The sequence below is a fragment of the Halogranum gelatinilyticum genome (assembly GCF_900103715.1).
Classification (GTDB): Archaea; Halobacteriota; Halobacteria; order Halobacteriales; family Haloferacaceae; genus Halogranum; species Halogranum gelatinilyticum.
Window position 1 is genome coordinate 470,482 of record NZ_FNHL01000002.1, and the last position, 12,102, is coordinate 482,583.

Genomic DNA, 12,102 nt, shown 5'->3' on the forward strand with positions numbered 1-12,102 from the left:
CCGCTCAATTTTCACTTTCACCGCTCAGTCGTCTGCCGGGACCGGTCCCGGCGACTCGACGACGTTGTCCTGCCACGTCCCGCGGAGGAACCACAGGAAGCCGAGGACGGCGGCCGCGACGTTCGAAAAGGCGATGCCCCACCAGACGCCGGTCGGGCCGAAGCCGAACTGCGTGATGAGCACGAGCGCGGCCGGAATCCGCAGCACCCACAGCGAGACGAGCGAGAAGACCATCGCCGTCCGGGTCGAGCCGCTGCCGCGGAACCCGCCGTTGACGACGTTGAAGACGCCGAGGAAGGCGAACGTCGGCGCGATGATGCGGAGATAGTCGACACCGACCGCGATGACGGCCTCCTCGCCGGGGATGAAGACGGCGACGATGGGCCGCGCGAAGAGGTAGGCAACGGCACTGACGCCGACGAGCGCGCCAGCGATGATGCCCGAACTCATGAGTACGGCCTTTTTGGCGCGGTCAGGCTGTTCCGCGCCGAGGTTCTGGCCGACGACCGTGGAGGTCCCCTGCGCCAGCCCGATGGCGGGCAGGAAGACCAGCGAGTTGAGCCGGTTGCCGATCCCGAACGCGGCGACGACGGCCTCGGTGTCGACGCCGACGGCCTGCGCGCCCGCGAAGGCGACGATGGCCGTCAGGACGGTCACGCCGAGCGCGCGCGTCGACTGCTCGATGCTGGACGGCCCGCCGATGCGGACGATCTTCTCGACCGTCTCGCGCTCGGGGATCAGATCACGCGGCGAGAGATGGATGCCGACGCGGCCCGAGAACAGCAGCCCCATCCCGACGACGGCACCGATGCCGCGGGAGACGACCGTGGCGATGGCCGCACCCTGCACGCCCATGCCGGTGAACCCCGTCGCCGCAAAGAGCGACGACTGCAGCCCCGAGAGACCGAGTGCCGAAAAGAGGGGATTGCCCTGGAAGCCGAGGATGAGAAGCGGGTCGATGACGACGTTGATGAGGACACCGAAGGCCATCAGATACATCGGCGTCTTCGTGTCGCCCCAGCCGCGGAGGAGTGCCTGGAACATGAAGAAGCCGAACATGAAGGAGACGCCGAGGAAGATGGTCCGGGTGTAGTCGACCGCGAGCGTGTGGACCTCGCTGCCGGGCGTCGTGCCGATGAGCGGCAGCAGTATCGGCGTGACGACGTAGCCGATGGCCGAAAAGAGCACGGACAGCAGGACGACGAAGCCGATGGTCTGGCCGGCGACGTGGTCGACCTGGTCGTCGTTGCCCGCGCCCTTGTTCTGGGCGACGAGGACGGTGCCGGCAACGGTGAAGCCGCCGCCGATGGAGATCATCAGGAAGACGATGGGCCACGAGAAGGAGAGCGCGCTCACGGCTTCGGAGCCGACGCGGCCGACCCAGAAGGTGTCGGCGAGGTTGTACCCGACCTGCATCAGTTGCGAGAGGACGATGGGCACCGAGAGCACCAACATCGGCTTCAGCAGGTCGCCGTCGACGAGGTTGACGTCGCGACCGGCGGCACTCATTCGGTTGCCTCCGTGTCGTCTACCTCCTCGTCGGCTGTGCTGTCCGCCTCGGCCGTGCTGTCTCCCTCGGTCGCGCCTCCGTCGTCGACCCGCAGCGACGACAGCACGAACTCCTCCAGCCCGGCGCGGACGGCTGGTGGGTCCTCGGTGTCGTCGAGCGCGACGGCGGCGTTGCGGGCACCGTCGAGCGAGGCGAGGATAAAGCGGGCCGTCGTCTCGGGGTCGACGTCGCGGAACTCCCCGCGCTCGATGCCGTCGGCGACGATGTCGGCGACGATGGCCTGAATCGACTCCTTGTTCTCACGGAGCTGTTCGCGGTAGGCCTCCCGGTAGGGAGCCTGCGCGCGGAGTTCGAGGAGCGCGCGGTAGAACTCCGTGCGGTCCTCGCCGTTGGTGGCGTCGCCGTCGTCGCCGTCGTCGTCAGCGGTGTCACCATTGGAGTCGTCGGCACGGACGTCGTTCTCACTGTCGCCACCGTCCCACCCTCGGTCGGGACTGAGGCGGCCGAAGAGACAGCGGAGCCGCTCGGTGGCGGAGCTTCCCTCCATGCCGGCGAACTGCTCGTCGAACCGGCCGAGGACGTAGGCCAGGAAGGCCACGAGCAGGTTCTCCTTCGTCTCGTAGTGGTAGTGCAACACTGCGGTACTCTTGTCGGCCTCGTCGGCGATGTCCTGCATCGTCAACGCGGCGAAGCCGTGGCGACAGAGGGCGCGGTACGTCGCCCGCATGACCTCCTCGTGGACGTCGGGCGGGGCTGTGGGGACGCTATCTGAACTCACTGACTGATTAGTCAGTCAGGAACGGTGAAGGGCGTTTCGGTTCGAAGGAGTTCCACGGAAAAACAGCCGAGGACGTCGGGGACGGGGTCAGTCCTGCACGCCCGCCTTCTTCGTCACACGGAAATCCTCGGGCGGGTCGAGCAGGCCGAGCGTCGTCCCGAAGGAGTGGACGAGCGCGACGAGCGGCGTCAGCGGGACGACGAGCACCCACTTGAGCGCGCTCGTCCCGTAGTAGGCCACGCCCATGAGGAACCACAGCGCGGTGAACGCGGCGAGACCGAGCGAGACGAGGAGGAACAGCCCCCCGTAGACGACCGTGACGCCCAAGAGCGACAGCGGGACGGCGACGAGCGTCACGACCGGCGAGAGTGCCCACGCGTAGTTGCGGACGCGGGTGAGCAGCCGGTAGCGACGCGGCAGCATCTCGGCGGCCTGGTGGTTGCCCGCGGCCCAGCGACGACGCTGTTGGACGATCTCGGTCAGCGACGGCGGGGCCTCGTTGCGGCAGGTGAGATCCGCGAGCGCGAAGTCGATGTCGAACTCGCGGGCGGCCGCCCAGACGAAGGCGGTGTCCTCGACGAGCGTCTCGCGGTTCCACGTCACCTCGTTTTCCAGTTCGGTGCGGACCGCGATACCGCCACCCCACGCGAACAGCGGAATCCGCAGGCGGGCGAAGGCACGCTGTTCGAGCTGGACGCCCATGCGGTACATATCCGCGAGATACGAGAGCGTCGAGCCGGTGCGACGTGGCTTCTCGCGCAGTTGGACGACGTCGGCGTCGGGCATCCCGTCGAACTCTTCGAGGAGGCTGTCCTCGTCGAGATAGAGGACGAACTCGCGGTCGGTGTCGAGGGTCCGACGCGCCCACTCGATTGCGCGGCCCTTCCGGACCGCCGCACAGTCGAAGCTGTCCGGGACGGCGTGGACCGTCGCGCCGTCGACCGAAATGTCTTCCTCGGCGACGACGCGGACGTCGTCCAGTGTGTCGGGGAGCGCGTCGACCGTCGACTGGACCACGTCGGCCGCGTCGATGGTCATGATGCGCACCTGCACGTCCTCGGGCCCGTACACCGGCTCGGGGGACTCGTAGTTCGCGCCGACGACGTAGGTCAGGACGACCCACAGCAGCGCGGTCGCCGCGAACAGGATCGCGGTCCCCCACAGCGCGAGTTCCAGCAGCGTCGCCCCACCGAACGGGAGGGCGAGTCCGTCGAGCGGCAATGCGAAACCGCCGCCCGTGCTGCCGGCACCCTGTGCCGCGCCTGTCCCTGTCGCTGGCGACCCTGCCCCTCCGGCACCTCCGGCTCCGCCGGAGCGGCCGGGACCAGTCGGCCTGCCGAGGACGAACGCGACCCCTGCGAGTACGAGCGCCACGACGGCGACGCCGAGTCGTTCGAGTTTCATCGTGGTCGACAGGGTGGACGCTCCGTACTTCAACCGGGCCGACGGTTCGGTCTCGTTCGGAAGCTCCACGCCGTTCAGAACCGTTTAACCGCCGGACAGCGGCGGGATATCGTCGTTCTGAAACCTCGTCTCGGCGTGACACGAAACCGGCCGTTTCGACACCGGCCACAACGCATTACAGGCTGAGCGGCGAACGGACGGCCATGCCCGGTCTGCTCTCACAGGTCGAGCAACTGCTCGCGCCAGCGCGACAGATACTGACGCCGGTGCTCTCGGACCCGACAGTGCTCGTCGCCTGGGCCGCGGTCGTGGCCGTTGCACTCGGCGTGCTGTGGTGGGACATCCGCGCCCGCAACGAGGCGATTCCGTCGCTGATGAAGTTCGTCTGGACGCTCGTGGTTCTCTACTCCGGCCCGTTCGGCCTCGCCATCTACTGGTACTCCGGCCGGACGCAGATATCGGGCGACTCGCTGTGGCGACGCGGCCTGCGGTCGACGGCGCACTGCTACTCGGGCTGTGGCGCGGGTGAGGTCGTCGGCTTCGTCCTCCTCGCCGGTGTGCTCGCGCTCGATAGCTCGCTCGTCGTCACCGCGGGGACGTTCGGCTTCGCGTATCTGTTCGGCTACGCGCTCACTGTCGGCCCGCTCATGCAGGAGGGGGTCGGCTTCGGCGAGGCGATGTTCGACGCGCTCTACAGCGAGACGCCGAGCATCACCGTGATGGAGGTCACCGCAATCGGCACCGACCTGCTGCTCGCGGGCGAGGCGACGATCACGGAGCCGCTGTTCTGGGGCGCGCTCATCTTCTCGCTCTCGGTCGGCTACCTCGCGGCGTTCCCGGTCAACGTGTTGCTCGTGGAGTTCGGCGTCAAAGAGGGGATGAAGAACCCCGCCGAGATGGGGAGCTAAGACTTTTCGTCGATACGGTCGGCACACTCGTAGCCCGCGACGATGCCGCCGTTGAGGCTGCGTTCGGGATACTGCGCGCGACTCGCCATCCCGGCGTAGTAGACGCCCTCGACCGTTTCTTGACCCAGATCGTACGGGACGACGAGATCAAGGTAGCCGCGTTCGTAGACCGGCGCGGCACGGGGGTTGCGGGCGATACGGACTTCCTGCACGGAGTCACGGTCGAACTCCGGAAACATATCGCCGATGTGTGAGAGCCACCGATCTTCGACTTCCTCGTCGTCGGCCTGCCAGAGCCACTCGTCGTAGTCCTGGATGTAGCTCGCGACGTAGAGGAGATGTTGGCCGCCGTAGCGTCGCGGCGGGACGAAGTTCGTGTGCTCGATGAGCGCGCCGAAGGGTGCCTCGTGGCCGATGTTGAGCCAGTAGGTGTCCGTGAGCGGCTCGTCCATCGTGACGACCGCACAGACCGCCCCTTGGAAGTCGATGTCGCACTCGTAGCCGACGAGGTCCTCCAAGACATTTGGCATCGCGGCGACGACCACCGAGTCTGTGTCGTGGGTCTGGGTTTCCGAATCGGTCTCGACGGTGACCGCGGAGACCGCGCCGTCGTCGACGTCGACCTCGCTCACGCGTGCGTCCGTGGTGATGTTTTCGCGGCCGACGGCGTCGACCAGCGCGTCGAGCAGCGGCCGAAAGCCGCCACGGAAGTAGCCGAGATACTCGCCCTTGAGCAGGTCGCGCTCCCCGCGAAACTTGATGCGGCCCAGCAGCCACGCGGCGCTCACGTCGTCCATCCGGCTGCCGAACTTCGCGCGCAAGAGTGGTTCGAAGAAGTTCTCGTAGACGCCGCGGGTGGTGTGGTCGAGCAGGAACTGCTTGATGGGGACGTCCTCGTAGGCTTCGAGGTCGTCGTAGGTGTCGAACTTGGGTTTGCCGCCGCGGACGTCGATCTCCATCGTGAGCATCCCGAGACGGAACTTGTCGTAGACGCTCATGTGCGGGTAGGCGAGGATCTCCCACGGCTTGTCCAGCGGATGGACCACGCCGTCGACGTAGTAGGCGTTCTTGCCGATACGCCACTCCAGACGGTCTGCGACGCCCAGCTCCTCAGCCAACTCGACGATGGTCTCCTCGGACTTCGAGAGATGGTGGTAGAACTTCTCGATGGGGTCTCCGGGCGTCTCGTAGAGGGCGGCGAGTCCCCCGACCTGGTCGGAGGCTTCGAAGACCTGGACCTCGTGGCCCTGCTGTTGGAGGCGGTAGGCGGCGGCGAGTCCGGCGATTCCGCCACCGACGACTGCGATCATGGGGAGAAATCCGCAACCTCCTCGTAAGGCCCTTGTGGAAGACAGATGGCTGATTCGTTTCGAGTGGGTCCGACGAGTCAGTGCAGACTACTCAGCAAAGCCCTCGTGCTCTCGGGGTTCCCGCGACTCGCTGTGCTCCTCGTCTCGCTCCGCTCGACTGCGGTGCTTACGTCGCCGTGCTTCCCCGAGAACACTCGCCCTTTGAATCGCTCACTGAGCGAAGCTCGGTGGCGCCGCAGAACGCGCAGCGTTCTGTGGGCCACCAGGACCGCACCGCGCCGACCCTTCCCCATGAGACCGCGCACGAGGCGCGGTCAGTGCCCGTGGGCTGCTCAGCCGGTACGGCGCGTGGCTTCGCGGCGACGGCCGCGAGACACGCACGCGAGGGATGAGTGAACGAAGTGAGCGAGTCGGCTGGGGAGGGTGTGGCTGTGGCAGTTGCGGTGGGGTGGGACTGAAAGGGGACGCGCTCTGAACGAACCTCCGCGACGTAAGCACCACAGGAACGAGTGACACGAGTGACGAGGAGCGCAGCGAGCGGCGGGAGTTCAGAGCGTGTGGGCTTTCTAGATGTTCCAATTCTCGGTAGCAACGTTCTCAAAATCACGAGCGTCATCAACACAGTCTACCTCCCGAGAACGCGACGTTTAAACGACCCAAACCACAAACGGAATCCATGGCAGAACCGCGCGTGCCGGGTGCAGGCGGCGAGACGCTCGAACTCCCCTGTGGCGAGGAGAAACACATCCGCGACCTCGACATGGGGATGCGGGAGTTCGAGTGTGCCTGCGGCGAGAGCCACGCCGTAGTCATGGACATCCACCCCCCGGACCGCTTCATCCCCGACTTCCTCGTCGAGGTCCTCCGCGAGGCCATCGAGACGACGAGCGAGGAGATGCCCGAGTTCGACACGCCCCATATGCTCGGCATCGTCCTCGAAGAGTTCCCCCAGCAGGTCGTCTCCGAGGACGTCACCGAGGACCACGACGTCGGCTTCTCGATGATCTGGGTGACAGATTTCGACTCGCGACGCCTCCACGAGATTATCGTCGAGTTGGTCATCGAGCTGATGGAACACGCCGTCAGCCACGCCAACGACCCGAACGCGACCGCCGAGTTCGAAGAACAGATGCTGGACTTCGACGTGGGCGAGTTCGTCGAGCAGTACCGCGACCAGCGGGACCTCAGTGCCGACGACGTCTACGTCTGAGGCGAGCGAGAGCGCGTAGGCCGCGTAGGCCGTCTCGTCAGGTGAGGCCTCGCAGACCGTTTCGTCCGATAAGAGAGCCGAAATCCGAAGTAAACTAAGAAGCGTCGCCAGCGGTCACAGCCGTCAGTCGAGTTGGTCGCTGCACTCCCGAAGGAAGTTCGAGAGACCCGACCCCACACTCCGTTCGACCGAGAAGATCACGTCGTACTCGTTCTCCGTCAGCAGGTGAATCAGGATACCGCCGTCGAAGTAGTGGACCGAGGCGTGGATGTTGCCGAACCCGGCGTCCAACGTGTCGGAGTCGAAGACCCGCTTTTCGGACTCGTAGATGTGTTTCGAGACCCGCATCCGTCGACTCGCCTGTTGCGGTGTGATATCCGACCGGACGTAGCTCGTCTCGATTCCGTCGTCGTCGTAGCGTGCGAACGACCGCAGCTGGCGACCGACTTGCTTCTTCAGGTGGTGAAGGAGCTGACTCGGTGGTGTAACGTTTCGAGTCATTGTACTCGGACGCAACGCTCGTCACCTAAATATCTCGTGGCCCATTTCTCCGGGACGTTTCAACAATAGTCTCTGAAGTGTTACTATTTTCAGATTTTGAGGCCGACACACCGACTATGAGAGGAATTCTCACTCGCACTCGACGTGTGCGAGGTTTCGTCGTACTCCGGGCGGCAGCCGACCCGTTGCGTCTATGCAAGCGACTATCACCCACAGCCGTCGTACCACTCAGTGACGACGCTCCGGGGCTTTCTCGCCGATCCACTGCAAGAATTACGAAATTCGCAAAACTGCTTCGCACCTCGTAACCTTTCGCCGGGCTTATTACGATGTGCGGATTTTCACTCGATAATGCCCGACGAGGAACCCTCAGAAGAGAGAACGATTCTACTCATCGGTAGTGGCCCAATCCAGATCGGACAGGCAGCGGAGTTCGACTACTCCGGCGCGCAGGCCTGTCGCGCACTGCAGGAGGAGGGGGCCCGAGTCGTCCTCGTCAACTCCAATCCGGCGACCATCATGACCGACCCGGAGATGGCCGACCGTGTCTACATCGAGCCAATCACGACCGAGGCCATCTCGGAGATCATCGAGAAGGAACGCCCCGACGGCGTCATCGCCGGTCTCGGCGGTCAGACCGGGCTGAACGTCACCGCCGAACTGGCCGAGGAAGGCGTCCTCGACGAGTTCGACGTCGACATCATGGGGACGCCGCTCGACACCATCTACGCGACGGAGGACCGCGACCTCTTCCGCAAGCGCATGGAGAACATCGGCCAGCCCGTCCCGCAGTCGACGACCATCTCGCTCGACGAGGGCGAGTCGGTCCAGGAGATGAACGAAGAGACGCTCGTCGACCGCGTCGAAGCCGCCGTCGACGACGTCGGTGGTCTCCCCGTCATCTCGCGGACGACCTACACGCTCGGCGGCTCCGGCTCCGGCGTCGTCCACGAGATGGACGAACTCATCGAGCGCGTCCGCAAGGGCCTGCGCCTCTCGCGCAACAGCGAGGTGCTCATCACCGAGTCCATCGCGGGCTGGGTCGAACTCGAGTACGAGGTGATGCGCGACGCCGACGACTCGTGTATCATCATCTGCAACATGGAGAACATCGACCCGATGGGCATCCACACCGGCGAGTCGACGGTCGTGACGCCCTCGCAGGTCATCCCCGACGACGGCCACCAGGAGATGCGTACGGCCGCGCTCGACGTCATCCGCGAACTCGGCATTCAGGGGGGCTGTAACATCCAGTTCGCGTGGCACGACGACGGCACCCCCGGCGGTGAATACCGCGTTGTCGAGGTCAACCCGCGTGTCTCCCGTTCCTCCGCGCTCGCCTCGAAGGCGACCGGCTACCCCATCGCCCGCGTGACAGCCAAAGTCGCCCTCGGCAAGCGACTCCACGAGATTACGAACGAGATCACCGGCGAGACGACCGCCGCCTTCGAGCCCGCAATCGACTACGTGGTTACGAAGGTCCCGCGGTGGCCGAAGGACAAGTTCGGCGACGTCGACTTCGAACTCGGCACCGCGATGAAGTCGACAGGTGAGGCGATGGCCATCGGCCGCACCTTCGAGGAGTCGCTCCTGAAGTCCCTCAGGTCGTCCGAATACGACCCCGCCGCCGACTGGGCGGAGGTCGACGACGAAGAGTTAGAAAACGAGTATCTCGTCAAGCCGACGCCCGACCGCCCCTACGCGATGTTCGAGGCGTTCGAGCGCGGCTACACGGTCGAGGAAGTCATCGAACTTACCGGTATCAAGGAGTGGTACGTCGAACGGTTCAAGCGCGTCGCCGACTCCTCGGTCGCCGCCCAGGACGGCAACTTCACCGAGGCCGCGACGGCCGGCTTCACGAACGCCCAGATCGCTGCATCGACCGGCGAGACCGTCGACACGGTCGAACAGAACGTCCCCGGCCGCACGTACAAGCAGGTCGACACCTGCGCGGGCGAGTTCGCAGCCCAGACGCCGTACTACTACTCCTCGCGCAAGCCCGAGTTCTTCACCGGGCCGTACAAGGGTGAGTCGGCTGGTGGCGAACTCCGCGTCAACCGCGACATGGAGAGCGTCGTCGTCGTCGGCGGCGGTCCCATCCGTATCGGCCAGGGCGTCGAGTTCGACTACTGTTCGGTTCATGCTGTCCGGGCACTCCGCGAGATGGGCATCGAGGCCCACGTCGTCAACAACAACCCCGAGACAGTCTCGACGGACTACGACACCTCCGACGGCCTGTTCTTCGAACCCATCACGGCCGAAGAAGTCGCCGACGTCGTCGAGGCGACCGGCGCGGACGGCGTGATGGTCCAGTTCGGCGGCCAGACCTCAGTCAATATCGGCGAACCGCTCGAAGACGAGATCCAGCGCCGTGGTCTCGACTGCGACGTCATGGGGACGACCGTCGAGGCGATGGACCTCGCGGAGGACCGCGACCGGTTCAACGCGCTGATGGACGAGCTGGGAATCAAACAGCCGAAGGGTGGCACCGCGACCAGCGAGGAGGAGGCCCTCGACCTCGCCGGAGAGCTCGGCTATCCCGTGCTCGTCCGCCCGTCGTATGTCCTCGGTGGCCGTGCGATGCAGGTCGTCTACGACGACGAGGACCTGAAGGAGTACATCGAGGAAGCCGTCCGCGTCTCGCCGGACAAGCCCATCCTCGTCGACCAGTTCCTCGGCGGTGCGGTCGAACTCGACGTCGACGCCGTCTCCGACGGCGAGCGCATCCTCATCGGCGGCGTGATGGAACACGTCGAGACCGCCGGCGTCCACTCCGGCGACTCGGCGTGTATGATTCCGCCGCGCTCGCTGGACGAGGAGACGCTGGGTCGCGTCCGCGAAGTCACCGAAGACATCGCGACGGCGCTCGACACGGTCGGGCTGATGAACGTCCAGCTCGCCGTGAAGGACGGCGAGGTCTACGTGCTGGAGGCCAACCCGCGCTCCTCGCGGACGGTCCCGTACGTCTCGAAGGCGACCGGCGTCCCCATCGCCAAGCTGGCCGCGAAGGTCATGGCCGGGTCGACGCTCGACGAACTCGAAGCCGAAGAGCAGATTCCCGAGCAGGTAAGTGTGAAGGAAGTCGTCCTGCCGTTCGACCGTCTGCCGGGCAGTGACCCGCGGCTCGGCCCGGAGATGAAGTCCACGGGCGAGGTCATGGGCACAGCCTCCACGTTCGGCAAGGCCTACGAGAAGGCCCAGTCGGCGACGGGCAAGGCCATCCCGGCCGGTGGCACCGCAGTCGTCGACCTCTCGGCCGACGAGTTCCCGGACGTCGGCAGCGACGAGGCGACCGCACTCGTCGACGGCTACAGCGAGTTCTTCGAGCTGGCGGAGTTCGACGACCTCCGGCAGGCACTCCGCGAGGGCAAGGTCGACCTCGTCGTCTCGCGCAACCGCGAGGCTCTCGAAGTTGCTGTCGAGGAGGACGTGACCTACTTCTCCACGCACGCGAGTGCGAAGGCCGCCCTCGAAGGTCTCCGCGCCCGCGACGAACCCATCGACGTGCAGGCCGTCTCGGACCGCCCGACGACGACCGCCGAGTGGGGCAAGTAGGCCGACGCGTCGCTCCGTCGTTTCGAATAGCAGACGAACGAACCCGCTGTTTTTCGGTCAGTCCAGTTCGGTCAGTTCAGTTTGTTCAGTGCCTGGAAGAAGTCCGAGGCCGGTCCGGCGAGTCGCACGGGCGGGTCGGTCTGGGCGATGCGGACTTCGGCGGGTGCTTCGACTTCGTGTTTATCCCGGCCGTCGCTGACGACGACCGCCTCGCCACCGTTGACGACGACCGTCACTTCGCTATCCGGCGGGGCGACGAGCGGGGGCATCCCCTCCGCAGCGCACATCTCGGTGACGATGAGGCCGCCGACCTCCGGGTGGACGAGCGGGCCGCCCTCGCTGAGGTTGTAGGCGGTCGACCCCGTCGGCGTCGCGATGAGGACGCCGTCCGCGTGGCCGCTGGAGTAGAGCGAGCCGTCGACGCGGACCTCGACGTCGACGCCGCCGCCGCGGCCGCGACGCGGTCCCTGCACGACTACCTCGTTGACGGCGGCCTGGCTCGTCCAGCCGTCGACGCTGGCGGCGAGTCGGGGGACCTCCCGCGGTTCGAGGTCGCCCGCGCGGAGCAGTTCGACCTCTTCCATGACCATCTCGACGGCGTCGTCGGGCGAGACAGCGTTCAGGAAGCCGACCTCGCCGAGGTTGACGCCGAGGATGGGGGTGTCCTGCGCGCCGCGCGCCGTGAAGAGGAAGGTACCGTCGCCGCCGATACTGACGACGAGGTCGCAGGCGGCGAACTCGCTCACGTCGACGCCCGCCGTGTCCAACGCATCGGCCGTCTCTTCGTCGAACCGTACCCCGACGTCCGCCTCGGTAAGCCGCTCGCGGAGGTCGGCCGCGAGCCGCGCTGCTCGGCGGTTGCCCCGCTGTGCGACGATGCCGACGTTCATGTCCGGCGGTTCTCGTCGGGTCGACAAAAGGCCTCC

Annotated in this window: 9 protein-coding genes; 3 read left to right on the forward strand and 6 right to left on the reverse strand. The window is 66.0% G+C overall.

Features of this window, described 5'->3' with window-relative positions; translation table 11 throughout:
- Positions 1-24 precede the first annotated feature (24 nt).
- The 3 genes from BLR57_RS08970 to BLR57_RS08980 all read right to left on the reverse strand — a co-directional run bounded on the left by BLR57_RS08970 (position 25) and on the right by BLR57_RS08980 (position 3,692).
- A complete protein-coding gene (locus BLR57_RS08970) occupies positions 25-1,509 on the reverse strand; it encodes an MATE family efflux transporter (protein ID WP_089696946.1) in 1,485 nt (494 codons plus the stop codon).
- Positions 1,506-2,288: a TetR/AcrR family transcriptional regulator gene (locus tag BLR57_RS08975; RefSeq protein WP_170830596.1), complete on the reverse strand. Its 783-nt coding sequence runs from the start codon at positions 2,286-2,288 to the stop codon at positions 1,506-1,508. The genes BLR57_RS08970 and BLR57_RS08975 overlap by 4 nt, the downstream gene beginning before the upstream one ends.
- 87 nt (positions 2,289-2,375) lie before the next feature.
- Positions 2,376-3,692 (reverse strand): glycosyltransferase family 2 protein, encoded by a 1,317-nt coding sequence (locus BLR57_RS08980; RefSeq protein WP_089697636.1) that lies wholly within the window; start codon positions 3,690-3,692, stop codon positions 2,376-2,378.
- Between the two features lie 203 nt (positions 3,693-3,895).
- Here BLR57_RS08980 and BLR57_RS08985 point away from each other — a divergent pair, with 203 nt between their 5' ends.
- A complete protein-coding gene (locus tag BLR57_RS08985; protein WP_089696949.1) occupies positions 3,896-4,600 on the forward strand; it encodes a DUF4396 domain-containing protein in 705 nt (234 codons plus the stop codon).
- Here BLR57_RS08985 and BLR57_RS08990 read toward each other — a convergent pair.
- Positions 4,597-5,910 carry an NAD(P)/FAD-dependent oxidoreductase gene (locus BLR57_RS08990; RefSeq protein WP_089696952.1) on the reverse strand — a complete coding sequence of 438 codons (1,314 nt, stop codon included), beginning with the start codon at positions 5,908-5,910 and terminating at the stop codon, positions 4,597-4,599. The genes BLR57_RS08985 and BLR57_RS08990 overlap by 4 nt on opposite strands.
- Before the next feature lie 676 nt (positions 5,911-6,586).
- Here BLR57_RS08990 and BLR57_RS08995 point away from each other — a divergent pair.
- The gene (locus BLR57_RS08995; protein ID WP_089696955.1) at positions 6,587-7,120 is read left to right on the forward strand and encodes a DUF5815 family protein; all 534 of its coding nucleotides are present in this window, start codon (positions 6,587-6,589) and stop codon (positions 7,118-7,120) included.
- 123 nt (positions 7,121-7,243) lie between these two features.
- Here BLR57_RS08995 and BLR57_RS09000 read toward each other — a convergent pair whose 3' ends face one another.
- Positions 7,244-7,621 carry a DUF7522 family protein gene (locus BLR57_RS09000; protein ID WP_089696957.1) on the reverse strand — a complete coding sequence of 126 codons (378 nt, stop codon included), beginning with the start codon at positions 7,619-7,621 and terminating at the stop codon, positions 7,244-7,246.
- 351 nt (positions 7,622-7,972) lie between these two features.
- Between BLR57_RS09000 and carB the strand changes: the two genes are divergently transcribed.
- The gene (gene carB / locus BLR57_RS09005) at positions 7,973-11,176 is read left to right on the forward strand and encodes a carbamoyl-phosphate synthase large subunit (RefSeq protein WP_089696960.1); all 3,204 of its coding nucleotides are present in this window, start codon (positions 7,973-7,975) and stop codon (positions 11,174-11,176) included.
- 71 nt (positions 11,177-11,247) lie between these two features.
- Here carB and BLR57_RS09010 read toward each other — a convergent pair whose 3' ends face one another.
- A complete protein-coding gene (locus BLR57_RS09010; RefSeq protein WP_089696963.1) occupies positions 11,248-12,066 on the reverse strand; it encodes an NAD(+)/NADH kinase in 819 nt (272 codons plus the stop codon).
- Positions 12,067-12,102: the final 36 nt, after the last annotated feature.